At 71.0% G+C, this 16,596-nt stretch carries 16 protein-coding genes; 15 read left to right on the top strand and 1 reads right to left on the bottom strand.

The genetic code is table 11. From position 1 onward, the window contains the following. Positions 1 to 101 precede the first annotated feature (101 nt). Entirely contained in the window at positions 102 to 533 is a 432-nt protein-coding gene (locus BN1197_RS07340; protein WP_040157739.1) for a chemotaxis protein CheW, read from the top strand. Positions 534 to 650: 117 nt separating this feature from the next. On the opposite strand, the gene rpiB is transcribed toward BN1197_RS07340, so the two are convergent. Then, positions 651 to 1,100: a ribose 5-phosphate isomerase B gene (gene rpiB / locus BN1197_RS07335; RefSeq protein ID WP_040157737.1), complete on the bottom strand. Its 450-nt coding sequence runs from the start codon at positions 1,098 to 1,100 to the stop codon at positions 651 to 653. A 273-nt stretch (positions 1,101 to 1,373) separates the two neighbouring features. Between rpiB and BN1197_RS17710 the strand changes: the two genes are divergently transcribed. The 14 genes from BN1197_RS17710 (at position 1,374) to BN1197_RS07265 (ending at position 16,584) form a co-directional block, all read left to right on the top strand. After that, positions 1,374 to 2,993, top strand: a complete 1,620-nt coding sequence (locus BN1197_RS17710; protein WP_040157734.1) for a methyl-accepting chemotaxis protein — start codon at positions 1,374 to 1,376, stop codon at positions 2,991 to 2,993. Between the two features lie 171 nt (positions 2,994 to 3,164). Continuing rightward, complete coding sequence (locus BN1197_RS07325; RefSeq protein WP_040157732.1) at positions 3,165 to 3,530, top strand: response regulator; 366 nt, start codon at positions 3,165 to 3,167, stop codon at positions 3,528 to 3,530. 20 nt (positions 3,531 to 3,550) lie between these two features. Next, on the top strand, positions 3,551 to 4,675 hold the full coding sequence (locus BN1197_RS07320; RefSeq protein WP_315969804.1) for a protein-glutamate methylesterase/protein-glutamine glutaminase: 1,125 nt from the start codon (positions 3,551 to 3,553) through the stop codon (positions 4,673 to 4,675). Next, the gene (locus BN1197_RS07315) at positions 4,672 to 5,490 is read left to right on the top strand and encodes a CheR family methyltransferase (RefSeq protein ID WP_040157727.1); all 819 of its coding nucleotides are present in this window, start codon (positions 4,672 to 4,674) and stop codon (positions 5,488 to 5,490) included. Before BN1197_RS07320 ends, BN1197_RS07315 begins: the two co-directional genes overlap by 4 nt. A 572-nt stretch (positions 5,491 to 6,062) precedes the next feature. Further along, positions 6,063 to 6,425, top strand: a complete 363-nt coding sequence (locus BN1197_RS07310; protein WP_040157724.1) for a flagellar basal body rod protein FlgB — start codon at positions 6,063 to 6,065, stop codon at positions 6,423 to 6,425. 14 nt (positions 6,426 to 6,439) lie between these two features. Then, the gene (locus BN1197_RS07305) at positions 6,440 to 6,838 is read left to right on the top strand and encodes a flagellar basal body rod protein FlgC (RefSeq protein WP_040157721.1); all 399 of its coding nucleotides are present in this window, start codon (positions 6,440 to 6,442) and stop codon (positions 6,836 to 6,838) included. Further along, positions 6,835 to 7,374 carry a flagellar hook-basal body complex protein FliE gene (fliE, locus tag BN1197_RS17705; RefSeq protein ID WP_052466176.1) on the top strand — a complete coding sequence of 180 codons (540 nt, stop codon included), beginning with the start codon at positions 6,835 to 6,837 and terminating at the stop codon, positions 7,372 to 7,374. The genes BN1197_RS07305 and fliE overlap by 4 nt, the downstream gene beginning before the upstream one ends. Next, positions 7,371 to 9,005, top strand: a complete 1,635-nt coding sequence (fliF, locus tag BN1197_RS07295; protein ID WP_040157720.1) for a flagellar basal-body MS-ring/collar protein FliF — start codon at positions 7,371 to 7,373, stop codon at positions 9,003 to 9,005. Before fliE ends, fliF begins: the two co-directional genes overlap by 4 nt. Positions 9,006 to 9,108: 103 nt before the next feature. Then, the gene (fliG, locus tag BN1197_RS07290; protein WP_040157715.1) at positions 9,109 to 10,128 is read left to right on the top strand and encodes a flagellar motor switch protein FliG; all 1,020 of its coding nucleotides are present in this window, start codon (positions 9,109 to 9,111) and stop codon (positions 10,126 to 10,128) included. After that, positions 10,121 to 10,852, top strand: coding sequence for a FliH/SctL family protein (locus tag BN1197_RS07285; protein WP_040157712.1), 732 nt, complete (start codon positions 10,121 to 10,123; stop codon positions 10,850 to 10,852). Before fliG ends, BN1197_RS07285 begins: the two co-directional genes overlap by 8 nt. Then, a complete protein-coding gene (locus tag BN1197_RS07280) occupies positions 10,849 to 12,225 on the top strand; it encodes a FliI/YscN family ATPase (protein ID WP_245851848.1) in 1,377 nt (458 codons plus the stop codon). Before BN1197_RS07285 ends, BN1197_RS07280 begins: the two co-directional genes overlap by 4 nt. 35 nt (positions 12,226 to 12,260) lie before the next feature. After that, positions 12,261 to 12,692, top strand: coding sequence for a flagellar FliJ family protein (locus tag BN1197_RS07275; RefSeq protein WP_040157710.1), 432 nt, complete (start codon positions 12,261 to 12,263; stop codon positions 12,690 to 12,692). Beyond that, entirely contained in the window at positions 12,689 to 14,119 is a 1,431-nt protein-coding gene (locus BN1197_RS17510) for a transglycosylase SLT domain-containing protein (RefSeq protein ID WP_052466174.1), read from the top strand. Before BN1197_RS07275 ends, BN1197_RS17510 begins: the two co-directional genes overlap by 4 nt. After that, complete coding sequence (locus tag BN1197_RS07265) at positions 14,116 to 16,584, top strand: flagellar hook-length control protein FliK (protein WP_040157707.1); 2,469 nt, start codon at positions 14,116 to 14,118, stop codon at positions 16,582 to 16,584. The genes BN1197_RS17510 and BN1197_RS07265 overlap by 4 nt, the downstream gene beginning before the upstream one ends. The last annotated feature ends 12 nt before the right edge of the window (positions 16,585 to 16,596 follow it).

Below are 16,596 nucleotides of genomic sequence, written 5' to 3'. Positions count from 1 at the left end.
AGTCGGCGGCCGATCCGCCGATGAGTAGGCGAGCAGATCACAACGCGCCCCGACCGGGACGCGCCGGCGGCCATCAGGTCGCTGACCTGGAAGGATGCGACATGTCGACCCAGTACTGCACCTTTCGCCTCGGCGGCCACCTCTTCGGGGTGCCGGTCGAGACCGTGCAGGAGGTGCTCCGTGAGCAGGCGCTGACTCGGGTGCCGCTCTCGTCCAAGGAGGTCTCCGGACTCATCAACCTGCGCGGGCAGATCGTCATCACGATCGACCTGCGCGAGCGGATGGGCCTGCCGCCGCGGGAGGAGGGCCAGGAGGTGACCAACGTCGTCGTCCGCAACTCCGACTCGGCCACGAGCCTGCTCGTCGACGAGATCGGCGACGTGCTCGAACCCGACCTCGACCGCTTCGAGGCTCCGCCGGACACGGTTCCCCCGCGCGTGCGCGACCTCATCACCCAGGTGTGCAAGCTCGACCGCCAGCTCATGCTCGTGCTCGACACCGAGAAGGCCGTCGACGTGGAGGTCGCTGCCTGACCCTCTGACCCTCTACACGCCGAGACAGCCGTCGTTTCCGGCCCCCACGCCCTCAGCGGTCGTCGCTGAGGGGTGCGGAGGCCGGAAACGGCGGCTGTCTCGGCGTACTGGGGAGCGTCAGAGCTCCTTGCCGGCCTCGATGTCGTCGAAGAGAGCGACGCGGGCGGCATGGCGACCGCCCTCGAACTGCGCGGCGAGGAACGCGTCGACGCACGAGAGCGCCATGTCGACGCCGACGAATCGTTCACCGAGGGCCAGCATGTTCGCGTCGTTGTGTCGGCGCGCCATCGCCGCCGAGTACGGCTCGATGCACACAACGCACCGCGTTCCCGGCACCTTGTTGGCGGCGATCGAGATGCCGATGCCCGAGCCGCAGGTGAGGACACCGAGATCGGCCTCGCCGCTCGTCACGAGGTGAGCGGCTCGCGAGCCGTAGATCGGGTAGTCGGTGCGCTCGGTGGAGTTCGTCCCGGCGTCGAGGATCTCGTGGCCGAGCCCCTCGAGGTGTTCCTTGATGGCGGTCTTGAGGGTGAATCCGGCGTGGTCGGCGCCCATGGCGATCTTCACGGCTGTACTCCTTGGCAGGCGTGTCGGCGGCCCCGGCAGGCGGGGTCTCGATTCTGGCACGGACGCTCGCGCCGCACCGTTCGAGCGGGTCGGCGACGGGGGCGTGCGCTCGCGTCCGTGCATTCGCGGGGGTACGTGAACCGGGAGTGGCGTCGCGATCCCGCGGCCCGACCACCGGCCGGAATCCAGAGCTGAGTGCGCCGGTTCCCTTTGTTCGCGCGGGATTTCGCCGATGAGCAGAGCGTCCGACCGCTCGTCCCTCCAGGAGCCCACGTGTCGACCAGCACGCCGTCCCCGTCGTTCGTCGCGCGAGTGCCGCTCGCCACCAAGATCGTCTCGATCGGCGTCATCGGCGTGCTCGGGCTGCTCGTGTTCCTCGCGGCGTCGTGGGCGGCCTCGGCCGGCGCGGGCAGCGCCGCGCGCGAACACGAGACCCAGGCGGCCGTGGCGCGGACGGCCGCGCAGATCTCCGCCCTCGACGAGCGGTTGCGTGCCGCGCAGACCCGCTACGTGCTGCAGGTGAACGGCGGCAACTGGGACGCGGCGTCGGAGAGTTCGCCCGAACGCGGCGAGTCCCGCTCGATCCACGACGAGAAGAGCCGGTTGCTCGCCTCGTTCCCCTCCGAAGGGCTCACCGAGGCCCAGGCCGACGACATCGTGCGGCTGCGCGAGATCGACACCGAGTTCACCGAGGCCGAGAAGCGGGGCACCGAGCTCTACCTCGCCCACGACCGCGCGGCCGGGGCCAAGCAGATCGACCGCTCGTGGGCGCTGCTCACCGAGAGCCGTGACGTGCTCGCCAGGCTCGGCGACTCGGCGTCGACCGGGGCCGCAGAGGCCGCCGCCGAGGCACAGGCGGCCGCGGCGCGTCAGCGGATCGTCATGGTGGTCACGTTCGTCGTCATCGGCGTCACCGTCATCGTGCTCGCGCTGCTCGTCGCTCGTTCCGTCGCCCGCCGGATGCGCGGGGTGGAACAGGCGCTCACGGGCATGGCGGGTGGCGACCTGACCCGGCCGACCGGGGTGGCTCCCGGTGACGAGATCGGCGACCTCGCGCGGGCCGCCGACGCGACCCGTGAGTCGGTACGCCAGATCCTCCAGGCCGTGGGGGTCGCCGCCGACGGCGTCACCGAGTCCTCGCTCCGTCTCGCCGAGCAGGCCTCCGAGCTCGACAAGGGCGCGGACGCGACCAGCACCGACCTGGAGGCCGTGAGTTCCTCCTCGGGCGACATGTCGCGCAACGTGCAGACCGTGGCCGCGGGCACCGAGGAGATGACCGCCTCGATCCGAGAGATCGCGCGGTCGGCCGACGACGCCGCGGGCGTCGCCGCGTCGGCCGTGCAGGTGGCCGATCGCACCAACACGACCATCGCCAAGCTCGGAGCGAGCTCGGCGGAGGTCGGCGAGGTGGTGCGGGCCATCACGTCGATCGCCGAACAGACCAACCTCCTCGCCCTCAACGCGACGATCGAGGCCGCGCGGGCGGGGGAGGCCGGCAAGGGCTTCGCCGTCGTCGCCAACGAGGTCAAGGACCTCGCCCAGGAGACGTCCAAGGCCACCGAGGACATCGGCCGCCGCATCGAGGCGATCCAGGCCGACACCGAGGCCGCGGTCACCGCGATCGGCGAGATCAGCGCGATCATCGCGCGGATCAACGACACGCAGGCCGCCATCGCCTCGGCGGTGGAGGAGCAGACGGCCACGACCCAGGAGATGGGCCGCAACGTCGGCGAGGCCGCGTCCGGCGCGTCCGCGATCTCCGAGCGGGTCTCCCGCGTGAGTCGCACCGCCCGCACGAGCGTCGACGCCTCCCGCGGCACGGCCGCCGCCGCACACGAGCTGGGCGAGCGCGCCGCCGGGCTGCGGCAGATCCTCGAACGTTTCCGCTACTGAGACGCGCCACGCGGGCGCGAAGAGCGTTGTCCGTGAGCGCTTGAGAACGAACCTCGCACGCCGATGGGTGGGTGAGCCTTTCGCCGCCGGCGCGAGACGGAGTCCGGTAGGACCCGTCGGAGAGGCGGCACCGACCCCTTCCGGGTCCTGACCCGAGCAGCGAGGACGACAATGCGTGCACTGGTGATCGACGACTCGCGTGCGATGCGCACGATCCTGACCCGGACCATGGAGAACCTCGGGTTCGAGGTGGAGGCGGTCGCCGATGGCCGGCAGGCCCTCGACGCGGTCGAGCGGGGCCCCCTGCCCGACGTGTGCCTCATCGATTGGAACATGCCGGTGATGAACGGGCTCGAGTTCATCGTCGAGGTGCGCAAGAACCGGGCCTGGCGCGACATCACGTTGATGATGGTCACCACCGAGGCCGAGCAGGCCAACATCGTCCGCGCCCTCGCCGCCGGGGCACACGAGTACGTCATCAAACCGTTCACGCCGGAGGTCATCGAGGACAAGCTGGCGATGCTGGGGCTGCTCTGATGGCGGGGCCGAGAATCCGTGTGTTGATCTGCGACGACTCGATCGTCATTCGCCGCCTCATCACCGACGTGCTCAAGACCGACCCGGAGATCGAGGTCGTCGGGGCGGCGGTCAACGGCAAGAACGCGCTCGACAAGCTGCGCATGCTCAAGCCCGACATCATGACGCTCGACGTCGAGATGCCGGTGATGGACGGCCTGCAGACCCTCGTCGAGGTGCGCAAGGTCGACAAGAAGCTGCCGATCATCATGTTCTCCACCCTCACCGAGCGCGGTGCGGGGGCGACCCTGGACGCGCTCGAGCGTGGCGCGAGCGACTACGTGACCAAGCCCGCGAACGTCGGCTCGGTGAGCGAGTCGATGGAGGCGGTGCGCAGCCAGCTCATCCCCAAGATCAAGTCGCTCACGGGCCGTGCCCCGATGCCGCGGCGTGTGCGCCCGGCCTTCGGCGGCGAGCCCCCGCGCGGAGCCGGCCCGGGAGCCCCGGGAGCGGCGCCCGGTGCTCCGGGTGCGCCGATCACCACCGCGGGACGCAGCGGCAAGGTCGACGTCGTCGCGATCGGCGTCTCCACCGGGGGTCCGGACGCGCTGACGAACGTCATCTCCCACCTACCCGGCAACATCCCGGTGCCGATCGTCGTCACCCAGCACATGCCACCGGTGTTCACCCAGTTGTTCGCCCAGCGTCTCGACGGCAAGTCGAAGCTGCGGGTGGTCGAGGCCCGTCAGGGTGAGCCGTTGCAGCCCGGCAAGGTCGTCGTCGCACCCGGCGACTACCACATGCGTTTCAAGCGCGGCGCCGACGGCGTGAGCGTCGTCCTCGACCAGGGGCCGCAGGAGAACTACTGCCGGCCGGCGGTCGACCCGATGTTCCGCTCGGTCGCCGAGGTCTACGGCGGCAACGTTCTCGCGGTGATCATGACCGGAATGGGTCAGGACGGGCACCGAGGTGCCGAACCGATCCTTCGCGCCGGCGGCACGCTCGTCGTCCAGGACGAGGCGACCTCCGTGGTGTGGGGCATGCCCGGCGCAGCGGTCGCCGCGGGTCTGCCGTGCGACATCATCCCCCTGCCCCAGATGGCGGAGGCCATCACGTCACGGGCCATGGCCGGCCGTGGCGCCACCGCGAGGAGTGCCCGAACATGAGCCTTTCCGGAGCCGACGTCGACTTCATCGGTCAGGTCGTCCGGGCACGGTCGGCGATCGTTCTCGACCGCAGCAAGGAGTACCTCATCGAGTCGCGTCTCGTCGCCCTCGCCCGGGAGCGGGGAGACGCCTCCGTCGCCGACCTCGTGCGTGCTCTGCGCGCCAACCCCAACGGCCCGGTGCGCGACCAGGTCGTCGAGGCGATGACGACGAACGAGACCTCGTTCTTTCGCGACGGCCACCCGTTCATGGCGCTGTCGAACACGATCCTGCCCGACCTGCTCGTGCAGCGCGGGCGCGAGCGGTCGCTCAACATCTGGTGCGCCGCCTGCTCCTCCGGGCAGGAGCCGTACACGATCGCGATGCTCATCCAGGAGCTCATCGGCGCCGACCCCAGCTGGCGGGTGCGGCTCCTCGGGACCGACATCGACACGAAGATGCTCAACCGCACCAAGGAGGGCATCTACAACCAGTTCGAGATCAACCGAGGTCTTCCGGCCCCGCTGCTCGTGCGCTATTTCGCCCGGCACGGCATGAACTACCAGGTCGACCCGCGGCTTCGGTCGATGATCGAGACGAAGTTCCTCAACCTCGCCGAGCCGTTCCCGCCGATGCCGCAGATGGACGTCGTGTTCCTGCGCAACGTGCTCATCTACTTCGACATCGAGACCAAGCGCGAGATCCTCAAGCAGGTCAAGAAGGTGCTGCGCCCCGACGGCTACCTGTTCCTCGGTGGCGCGGAGACGACGATGAACATCGACGACTCCTGGGAGCGGCAGACGATCGGGCGAGCAGCGGTCTACCGCCCACGCTGATCCGGACCACAACCGCTCGGACAGGCCCTTTCACCCGCGAGGACCCGCTCGGACAGGCTCTTTCACCCGCGAGAAGCCGCTCGCACAGGCTCTTTCACCCGCGAGAATCCGCTCGGACAGGCGTTTTCACCCGCGAGAATCCGCTCGCACAGGCGTTTTCACCCGGGAGACCCGCTCGGACAGGCTCTTTCACCAGCGTCGTCGGGGTGAAAAGGCCTGTTCGAGCGAGTGGGGGAGGGGCGTCGGGAGGCGAGGCCCGTGCGCAAAAGGCGCGTTCTCTCGGTGATAGCGCCCGGAGTGACTCGAGCCGGGCGCGTTGTCGCAGGGTCGTGATCTGCGGATCCGGTTGCGGCGGTGAGGAATCCGAGACCGGACACCGATCTGTTCCCGGACGCCCGGCTTCTTGTATTCATGCAGGTCAGAGCCGTATCGAGCCCGTCTCGAGGCTCAGGGCGGGCCCCGAACGGTCGATGGGGTCTGTGGCCACGGAGGGCCTCGGTCACCACGGACGGGCGACGGCGGGTCACTGCCAGGACCCGACACACTGCCATCCCAGGGGGGAGCCGCCACACATGAGTTTCTTCATCGGCGACATGACGACGCGGACGCTGAGCGAGGCCATGACCGGCCTGGCGATGCGCCAGCGCACGATCTCGGACAACCTCTCGAACATCGACACCCCCGGCTTTCTCGCCGGCAAGGTCGACTTCGAGGCCGTGCTCAAGAAGGCCGTGGCCGAGGGCCGCGACCCCCGTGGCATCGAGATCGCCACCGCGCGCTCCCTCGAGCCCACGCGCACGAACGGCAGCAACGTCAACCTCGACGAGGAGGCCGTCGCCGGTCAGGAGACCCTGCTCAGCCAGCAGCTCGTGTCGCAGGCGCTGACCAACAAGTTCAAGGGCCTGCGCACGGCCATCACCGGCACCGGCGCCTGATCGGGGGGAAGCACATGAGCATGTTCGACGCGATGAACGTCTCCAACTCGGGCCTCACGGTCAACCGCAAGTGGCTCGACGCGATCAGCGACAACATCAGCAACATGAACAACGTGAGCCGCACCGACGAGGCCGCGTTCCAGGCCCGGTACGTCGTGGCGCGGGCGGCCGACTACGGCAAGCCGGCCGGCACGTACGTCGCCGGCAACGTGTGGGGCAACCCCGAGGGCCGTGTCGTCGACATGCCGGATCACCCCCTCGCCGACGCGCGCGGGCAGGTGCGCGTGCCCGACATCAACCTCTCGGACCAGATGGCGCAGCTCATGCAGGCTCAGCGCGCCTACCAGGCCAACCTCGCGGCCGTGGAGCGGACCAAGGGTGCCTACGAGGCAGCGATCGGAATCGGCCGATGAGCATCGCCCCCATCACCCCCTCCTTCGGCTTCGGCGTGACGCCGGGCTTCGGCCTCAACCCGGCCCACGGTGTGTCGGCGACCCCGCCGCGCACCGACGTCGGCATCGACACCGCTCAGCAGGGCGTCTCGAGCTTCGGCCAGGTGTTGGCCGACCGCATCGCTGCCTTCGGCCCCGCGACCTCGGCCACGGCGGTCGGCCCGGCCGCGGCTCCGCTCTCGGCGACCGGTGCCGCGGCTCCGGCGACGTTCGCGTCGCCCGAGGTGACCGCCGCGAACATGACGACCGGGGCCGTCGAGACCACACGCGCCGGGCAGGGCGCCTCCGGTGGCTACTTCGGCGAGAAGCTCGGCGAGCTCTCGGCCCTGCACGCCCGCAGCGACAAGCTCGCCGTGGCCGCCGCCACCGGCGACCTCAAGGACATCCACGAGTACACGATCGCGGCCAACGAGGCGGGCATCGCGACCCAGCTCGCGGTCACGGTGCGTGACAAGGCCCTCCAGGCGTTCAACGACATCATTCGGATGCAACTGTGAACAAGAGAATCTCCGCCGCCCTCACCTCGGTCAAGACGACCTGGGGCTCGTTCACCGCCGGTCAGCGTGCGGTGACGATCATCGCCCTCGTCGTCGCGCTCGTGGGCGGCTTCGCGTTCTACCAGTGGGCGAGCAAGCCCACGCTCACCCCGGTGTTCTCCAACCTCTCGGGCACCGACGCGAACGCGATCAGTCAGAAGCTCGACGAGAGCGGCACCACGTACGAGCTGGCCGACAGCGGCGCGACGATCCTCGTGCCTGCCGAGGACGTCAACCGGGTGCGCATCGACATGGCGGGCGCGGGCCTGCCCGCGAACACCGAGAACAGCCAGGGCTACCCGCTGCTCGACCAGCAGAACTTCGCCTCCAGCGACTTCCAGCAGAAGATGGCCGCCAAGCGCGCCACCGAGGGCGAGTTGCAGAAGGCCATCGACAGCCTGGATGCGGTGCAGAAGTCCACGGTGCAGCTCGCGCTGCCCGAGGAGGAGGTCTTCACCGCCGCTCAGACGCCGACGACCGCGTCGGTGCTCATCACGCCCAAGCCGCAGCAGCAGCTCGACGCGAGCCAGGTCGAGGCCGTCGTGCACCTCGTGAGCAGCGCGGTGCCCAAGCTCACCCCCGCCAACGTCACGGTCACCGACAGCACGGGCAAGCTGCTGTCGGCGAGCGGAGGCACCGGCGGCGGTGGAGCGGCCGGCGACCAGCGCGTCGAGCAGGCGCAGTCGATCTCGGCCGTGGCGCAGCAGAAGATCCAGGCGATGCTCGACAAGGCCGTCGGCCCGGGCAACTCCTCGGTCACGGTCACCGCCGACCTCAACTTCGACAACACCAAGGTCCAGTCGAACGAGTACATCCCGGCCCAGCCCGGCGCGGTGCCCGTGCAGGAGGACACCGAGACCGAGAAGATGCGCGGCTCGGGGCAGACCCCCGTCGGCGGCGTGCTCGGCCCCGACAACATCACCGTGCCGAACGCCAACGCCGGTCAGAGCAACCAGCAGTACGACAACGAGAAGCGCAAGGTGACCAACCCCGTCGGCACGCGTACGACGGTCACCGAACAGGCCCCCGGCCAGATCGCGCGTCTCAACGTGGCGGTCATGCTCGACGCGAGCAAGTCGGCGGCGCTCAACCAGACCGAGATGCAGGCCCTCGTGGCCGCAGCGGGCGGCGTCGACCCCAAGCGTGGTGACGTCGTGCAGGTCAGCCGGGTGCCGTTCGACACCCAGGCGGCCGCGGCCGCCCAGGAGGCCGCCAGGGCCGCGGCGCAGCAGGAACGCCAGGACCAGCTCATCGAGCTCGCCAAGAACATCGGCCTCGCGCTGCTGCTTCTGCTCGCGCTGCTCATCGGGTTCCGCAAGAGCCGCCGCAAGACGACGACGGTGGAGATCGGCGACCTCTCCTCGATCGAGCCCCTCACCGGCTCGCACGCGGCCCTGCCCGAGCTCACCGCCGGGCCCCCGCCCGCGGAGTACGCGCTCGAGGACGACGAGATGCCCGTCATCGAGGCCACCCCGCTAGACCCGCAGTCCGAGGCCCGCACCCAGGCGCGCGCCGAGATCACGGCCCTGGTCGACGAGAACCCCGACGAGGTCGCCCGCCTGTTGCGCGGCTGGATCGCGGAACGCAAGTGACGGCCATGAGCACGCGCCACACGCACACGCACGACGCGCACACACGCGACGCGCACACCTACGAGTTGTATCGGTACAACGATGAGAGCGGGAAGGAGAGACCGTGAGCAACACCGTCGCCCCTCACCTCACCGGCTTGCGGAAGGCCGCGATCCTTCTCGTGCAGCTCGGCAAGGACGCCTCGGCGGCCATCCTCAGATCACTTCCGGAACACGAGGTCGAGGCCCTCACGGCCGAGATCGCTCGCCTCGAGGGCGTCGACGTCGAGGTGCTCGACGACGTGCTGGAGGAGTTCCGGCAACTCGCGCAGGCCCGCCAGTACTACGTGCAGGGCGGAGTCTCGTTCGCCGAGGAGATCCTCGTCGCGACCATGGGCAAGGACAAGGCGCAGGAGATCATGGACCGCCTCACGGCGTCCCTGGTCGAGCTGCCGTTCGAGTTCCTGCGCCGGGTCGACGCCAAGCTCATCCTCAACTACCTGCAGGACGAGCACCCGCAGACGATCGCGCTCGTGCTCGCGCACATGCAGTCGGAGCAGGCGGCGATCATCCTCTCCGGCCTCGCCTCCGACGTGCAGGCCGAGGTGGCGCACCGGCTGGCGGTGATGGACAGCACGTCGCCGGAGATCATCAAGCAGGTCGAGTCCCACCTCGAACGCCGGCTCTCCACCCTCGTGCAGGCGGCCGACAACACGAAGGTCGGCGGCCTCAAGCCGCTCGTGGAGATCATCAACCAGTCCGACCGCACGACCGAGCGCATGATCCTCGAGGGCCTGGAGAAGCGGGATCTCGAGCTCGCCGAGCAGGTGCGCGCGCAGATGTTCATGTTCGAGGACATCGTGGGCCTGGAGGACCGCGCGGTGCAGGTCGTGCTGCGCAAGGTCGAGTCCAAGGACCTCGCGGTCGCCCTCAAGGGTGTGCGCGAGGACGTGCGCGAGAAGATCACGCGCAACATGTCCGAGCGTGCCGCGCTCGCGCTCGCCGACGAGATCAGCATCCTCGGCCCGGTGCGCCTCAAGCAGGTGGAAGAGGCCCAGGCCGTGGTGATCCGGGCGATCCGCATGCTGGAGGAGGCCGGCGAGATCGTCGTCGCCCGCGGCGGTGGGGACGAGTTCGTTGCCTAGCGGGCTGCGCTATACGCCGAACCGCACGAGCTACGTCATCCGTGCGGCGGAGGACGACACGTCGCGTCCCGCGCAGATGAGCGCCGACCTGACGAACACCGAGTTCGCGCCCGTCGGTGTCGCCGACCCGCGCCTCGTGGACCCCTACCTCGCGGGCCTCGTCGAGCAGGCCAAGGAGGAGGCGAGGCGCGAGGGCTTCGAGGCCGGGCGGGCCGCGGGTTTCGAGGCCGGGCGCGCCGAGGGCCTCGAGAACATGGCCGTGCTGCAGGCGGAGTTCGTCGAGAAGGACGCACGTGAGCGCGCGGCGCGACGCGAACGACTCGGAGAGCTGCTCATGACCGTCGAGGCCGCGATCGCCGGGGCCCTGGACTACCAGGCGCCCACGGTCGCCGAGATGCAGGAGACGATCACCGGCCTGTCGGTCGAGATCGCCGCGGCCCTCGTCGGACACCACCTCGCCGTGGGCGACTGCACGGCCCGCGACGCGGTCATGCGGGCCCTCACCCAGGTGCCGCGCCGGGCGACGGTGACCCTGCGCATGAACCCCGCCGACTACGACGAGGTCATCCAGATCACCGACGAGATCCTCCAGTGGTCGGTCGCCGAGGTCATCGCGGACCCGTCGGTGGCACCCGGCGACGCCGTGGCCATGGCCGAGAACCTCGAGGTCGACGCCTCGATCGCCGGCGCGCTCGACCGGGTACGAAAGGCCCTCGGCGCATGAGCCTGCACGCCCGGATCCCCGCCGATCACGAGGCGCCGCGTCGCGCGAGCCGCCACGTCGCGCTCTCCGGCGTGTACGCCGATCTCGCGGGCCAGGCCGCCAAGGCCGCGCGGCCGCTCGCTCGGGGGCGGGTGACCAGCGCCATCGGGTTGTCGATCGAGGTCTCGGGGCTCGAGCTCGGCATCGGTGAGGCCGTGCGCATCATCGGCGACCACGGCCCGATCATGGCCGAGGTCGTCGCGCTCGGAGACGGGTTCGCCTCGTGCATGCCGGTCTCCGACCTGCGAGGCGTCCGGGCCGGTAACCCGGTGCTCTCGACCGGCGCTCCGCTGCAGGTCCCCGTGGGCCGTGGATTGCTGGGGCGGGTCGTCAACGCACTCGGGCAGCCGATGGACGACGGGCCGCCGCTGACCGACGTCATTCTGACGAGCACCGACGGCACTCCGCCGCGAGCCATGGACCGCGAGCGCATCACCGAGCCGATGCCGCTCGGCGTGCGGGCGATCGACACGCTCGTTCCCGCAGGCCGCGGCCAGCGCATGGGCATCTTCGCCGGCTCCGGCGTCGGTAAGTCGAGCCTGCTGTCGATGATCGTGCGCGGCACCGAGGCGCCGGTGAGCGTGCTCGCGCTCGTCGGTGAACGCGGCCGTGAGGTGCGCGAGTTCATCGAGGGCGACCTCGGGCCCGAGGGCATGAAGCGCTCGGTCGTCGTCGTCGCGACCTCCGACGAGCCCTCGCTCGTGCGTCTGCGCGCGGCGTTCACCGCCACCCGGATCGCCGAGTGGTTCCGCGACCAGGGCCAGGACGTCATCCTCTGTATGGACTCGGTGACGCGTGTCGCGATGGCCCAGCGCGAGGTCGGTCTCGCCGCGGGGGAGCCCCCGGCCACCCGCGGCTACCCGCCGAGCGTGTTCGGCCTCATGCCTCGCCTGCTCGAGCGCGCCGGCATGGCCAAGACGGGCTCGATCACCGCGCTCTACACCGTGCTCGTCGACGGCGACGACCTCAACGACCCCATCGCCGACAACGTGCGTTCGATCCTCGACGGACACATCGTGCTCTCGCGCAAGCTCGCGACCCAGGGCCACTTCCCGGCCATCGACGTGCTCGAGTCGATCTCGCGTGTCAACAAGGCCGTCACCACACCCGAGCAGCGCGCCGACGCGACTCTGCTGCGCCAACTGCTTGCGGCCCGCCGCGACGCCAAGGACCTCATCGACATCGGCGCCTACGTCAAGGGCAGCAACCCGCAGGTCGACCGCGCCCTCGAACAATCCTTTGAGATCGACGCGTTCCTCAAGCAGGACATGGAGGACCTCACCCCGGCGGTGAGCGCGTGGGCCGAGCTGCACCGCATCGCCGAGTCCGGTTGAGCCGGGCCGCCGAGTGCGAGTGAGGGCGAAGCGACATGCCGAAGTTCACGACCCCGTACGACACCCTCCTGCGGGTGCGGCGCATCGAGGAGGACAGGGCGAAGGCCGAGATGGCCGGAGCCGCCGTCGCCGAACGCGAGGCCGCGGCCGTTCTCGCCCGGCGCGAGAACGACTATCCCGAGCTCGTCCGCCCTCCGGATGCTGAGACGACCTACGACGAGTTCCGAGCCCACCACCGCATGGCCGAGGCGGCGGCGGCCTCGGTGACCCAGGCCCGGCAGGCCGTCGAATCGGCGCACGAACAGACCGAATCCGCCCGAGAGGCCCTCCGAGCAGCAGCGATGCGAACCCAGGGTCTCGAACGCCTCGTCGATCGCGCCCGAGAAGAGCGATTCGCCGAAATGCTCGACGCCGACCAGCGGACGGCCGAAGAGAGTGCGTCGAGGAAAAGGAAAGGACGTCGATGACGATCGACACGAGCGGCTTCACCACCGCCCAGTCGCGGATCGCTCAGATCCAGTCGCTGTTCACGACCGCCACGCCCACGAGCGCGGTGGTCAAGTCGGCGACCCCCGCGACGGGCGCGTTCGGCGAGGCGATGTCGCGCGCCCAGGGCCCGGGCACGCAGGCGCGCTCGTCCGACGGCGGCTCGACGGCGGCAGCGAACACCCCGGTCGCGCGAGCGGCGGCCGCTGCGTCATCGGTACCCACGACGACCCTCGCGGCGCGTTCGGCCCCTGCTGCGACGACGACCTCGACCACGGCGCCGGACTCGACGACGGGCTCGCTCGGGCTCAAGGACGCGAACGCCGTCCTCGCGACCGCCAAGAAGTACCTCGGCATCCCCTACAAGTGGGGCGGCACCAACCCGCGCATCGGCCTCGACTGCTCCGGATTCGTGCAACTCGTCATGAAGCAGCACGGCATCTCCCTGCCGCGTGTCTCCCGCGACCAGGCGCGTCAGGGCGCGAAGGTGGCCTCGCTGTCGCAGGCCCGCCCGGGTGACCTCGTCGCGTTCGGCAGCCCCGTGCACCACATCGGGATCTACGTCGGCGACGGCAAGATGATCCACGCTCCTCGCACCGGCGACGTCGTCAAGATCAGCAAGGTCCACAAGAACCTCACGGCGATCCGGCGGGTCCTGCCCGACCAGCCCGCCGCGGCCACGCTCACGCAACCGGCGGCGTCGCCGAAGAACGCTGCCGGGCTGCCCGCTGCCGGGATCGACACGGTCAAGCTCGCTTCGACGCTGCGCACCACGGCCCTCAGCGCGGGTGTCGACGCCTCGACGTACCAGCAGGCGGTGGCCAGCGCGGTCAAGGACAGCCTCACGGGCTCGGACGTCGAGAGCGCCCAGGCCGTGCTGCAGACCGCGCTCGCCGGACTCGGCACCACGACTCCGAACGCGACGTCGCTGGTCGACGCCGCCGTACGCCCTGGAGCTGCGGTTGCGGCCGGCGCCCGTCCCCGCCTTGCTCCCGACGCCGTGGGCACCTCGGCGCTGAACCAGGCACCGGCGGCCCTCCAACGGCTGTTCCGTTCGGCCGAGGGCAAGTACGGCGTGCCCGCCACGCTGCTCGCCGCCGTGGCCAAGCAGGAGAGCAACTTCAAGACCCGCGCCGTGAGCCGCGCCGGCGCTCAGGGGCTCATGCAGCTCATGCCGGGCACCGCACGCGGACTCGGGGTGAAGAACTCGTTCGACCCGGCGCAGGCCGTCGACGGGGCCGCGCGCCTGCTGCGCTCGCACCTGCGTGCCTTCGGCTCCACCGAGCTTGCGCTCGCCGCCTACAACGCGGGTGCCGGAGCGGTGCGCAAGTACAACGGCATCCCGCCGTACCGCGAGACCCAGAACTACGTGCGGCGGATCATGGCCGGACTGGAGGTGGCCGCATGACCGACCTCATTCCCGACGTCACCCGCGCCCGCGTCGGACGCGCGACGAACGACGGCTCCGGCCGGGCCGCAGCCGACGGCTTCGGCAGTGCCCTCAGCGGGGCGCTCGGCGACGGCTCCGCCAAGGGGGAACGCTCCGGTGAGGTGACCGGCCGTGAGGCGGGTCGCTCCGGTGCCGAGGGGCAGCTCGCCGGCGCCCCCGCCGCTCAGGAGGAGACCACCGCCGACTCCACCACGAGCTCCGCGCCGATGACCCGCGCGTCGCAGTCGGCGTTCGCCCGCCTCGTCGAACGAGGCGTGTGGCACCAGTCGCTCGGCCTCGGAATCGACGCCACCCCGGCTGCGGAGGGCGTCTCTCGCGGCGCGTTCGGAGACGTTGCGAGCACCGCCGAGCCCGGGACCGTCGGCGCGTCCGATGCGCCGGCCGACAGCGTCGACGGCGTCGACACGTCGACGACCGCGGGTGCTCCGGGAGCCGCGACCTCTGGTGCGGCCCCGACCGCCAACCCCGTGCCCACGAGCACGGCCGACGGCGCTGCCGCGGTGCTCGCCACCCAGGCGACGATGGCCCAGTTCGCAGCGGGAGCACTCGACGGCGGCACGGGCTCCGGCCAGAGCGCGCAGGGTGCTGCCACCGGCTCTTCCGGCGTGGCACCGGCCGCCGGCCCCGAGCGAGCGGCCGCTTCTACCGCAGCGACCGCCTCGACCCCATCGCAGCCGGGTGCCGCCGGCGCTCCCGTCGCTCCGACCGTTCACGGTGACCTGGCGACCGTCGACGGCGGCGCCGAGGCTTCCGCCGGTGACCTCACCACGACGCCGGAGCCCACCACCGCGGGTGACGAACCCGCCACTGACGCGGAGGGCGCCACCCAGGTTGCGCCGCGAGCGGGCACCGATCGCGCCCGCACGAGTGCGGCGGGCGAGACGCGCGACACTGTTGTACCGACACAAGCGGCTGGCACGTCCGACGAGGCTCCTCGCGCAGAAGCCGGGCGCACTGCCGGCAACGGTGCCTCGAATGTCTCGAGTGCCGCGGCAACAGCAGCGGGAACTGTCCGCAGCGATGCCGACGCTGGGTCGAGAGTGGCGGCAGACGGCACTCCGGCACGCGCCGCCAATGCGCCGCGATCGCAGGACGCTCAGAGCGCGGCCGCCTCGGCAGCGGCGTCGACGCCGGCCGACTCGGACCTCGCCGACGGCGCGGCAGCCCTGCCCGCGCGCACCGGGCCCGCGAGCTCCCCGGAGGCCACGCCACGGGCGACTGCCCCCGGAGTCGCGACCCCCAACGCTGCCTCCACCCCGTCACAGGACGCTTCACGTCCTGTCGTGACCGACGACGCGGAACGCGCCGCGCGAGCGACGGGCGCGACCCCCACCGGCCGGACGGCCTCGACCACGCCGCTCCCCGCCGACGTCACCACACCGCAGGTGGGTGCGGGGGAGAGCGCCGACGCTCGCTCGGCCGCGAGCCGGGGCGTGGGTGGCCAGGCGTCCACCCCGGCGGTGGCCACTCCGGCGACGTCGCAGGATGCGGCCGATGTCGACGGCACCGTGCGGTCGAACCCTCAGGCTGCCGAGCCGCCGTTGCGCTCGGACGCCGCGGGCATGCAGCGCCCCGAGTCACGAGTTCACGAGAGCCGCTCGGCCTACGAAGCCATCCAGCACGCGACCGCGGACGTGCCGACGGACGATGCAGTGGACGCGGCGTTCGACGCCCGGCCGACCGATGCCTCGACCGACGCCCCCGTCGGCCGCGACAATGCGGCCGCGCGTCCGGGCTCCGGAGGGACGGGCGACGGCGGCTCCGGTCAGGGCGGACAGTCCGCCGGCCGGGAGGCGCCGCGTGCCGACGCTGCTCCGGTCTCGGGTGCCGAGCGCGGATTCACCGCGCCGGCGTCGGCGCCCGTCGCGTCGTCCTCACCGGTGGCCGGGGCAGCCCCGTCCACGCCGCCTGTCCACGCCCAGATCATGCAGGGCCTCGGCCCCGTGCTGCGTGGGCAGGACGGCTCCTACCAGGTGACGTTGCAGCTCGCCCCGGCCCACCTGGGCAAGGTCGACGTCACGCTGGAGATCCGTGGCGGTGAGGTGGCGGTCGTGCTGCGCGCCGCCGACGGCACCGCCCGTGAACTCCTGCGCGACAACGTCGACCAGTTGCGTCAGCAGCTCGCCGACCTCGGGCTTCGCCCCGGCTCGGTCGACGTCGACTCCGGTGGCCATGCCGACGGCGGACAGGCGACCTGGCAGCAGGCCGCCGACGCTCAGGCTCGCGCCCGCCGCGCCGCCGTCATGGGCGACGGCTCTGCCTTCCCCGGCCTCGCCGGAGGGACGGACACGTCGCCGGCGACCACGTCCCCGACGACCGCGAACGACGACGCGCTCACCGACTACTCGACCACCCTCTCACCGGCCTCCACCGGCTCTTTCGACCCGACGTCCGACGACCGCGGCCCTGCCCCGCGTCGCTGAGGAGCGATACCC

The organism is Mobilicoccus massiliensis (genome assembly GCF_000826525.2).
In the GTDB taxonomy this organism is placed as follows: Bacteria; Actinomycetota; Actinomycetes; order Actinomycetales; family Dermatophilaceae; genus Mobilicoccus; species Mobilicoccus massiliensis.
Note: the sequence above shows the minus strand (reverse complement) of the source record. Positions and strands in the feature narration are given on the sequence as shown.

Coding starts and splice junctions, on each gene's coding strand:
- BN1197_RS07340 (WP_040157739.1), top strand. CDS start 102: ATGTCGACCCAGTACTGCACCTTTCGCCTCGGCGGCCACCTCTTCGGG.
- BN1197_RS07325 (WP_040157732.1), top strand. CDS start 3,165: ATGCGTGCACTGGTGATCGACGACTCGCGTGCGATGCGCACGATCCTG.
- BN1197_RS07315 (WP_040157727.1), top strand. CDS start 4,672: ATGAGCCTTTCCGGAGCCGACGTCGACTTCATCGGTCAGGTCGTCCGG.
- BN1197_RS07310 (WP_040157724.1), top strand. CDS start 6,063: ATGAGTTTCTTCATCGGCGACATGACGACGCGGACGCTGAGCGAGGCC.
- BN1197_RS07305 (WP_040157721.1), top strand. CDS start 6,440: ATGAGCATGTTCGACGCGATGAACGTCTCCAACTCGGGCCTCACGGTC.
- fliE (WP_052466176.1), top strand. CDS start 6,835: ATGAGCATCGCCCCCATCACCCCCTCCTTCGGCTTCGGCGTGACGCCG.
- BN1197_RS07280 (WP_245851848.1), top strand. CDS start 10,849: ATGAGCCTGCACGCCCGGATCCCCGCCGATCACGAGGCGCCGCGTCGC.
- BN1197_RS07275 (WP_040157710.1), top strand. CDS start 12,261: ATGCCGAAGTTCACGACCCCGTACGACACCCTCCTGCGGGTGCGGCGC.
- BN1197_RS17510 (WP_052466174.1), top strand. CDS start 12,689: ATGACGATCGACACGAGCGGCTTCACCACCGCCCAGTCGCGGATCGCT.
- BN1197_RS07265 (WP_040157707.1), top strand. CDS start 14,116: ATGACCGACCTCATTCCCGACGTCACCCGCGCCCGCGTCGGACGCGCG.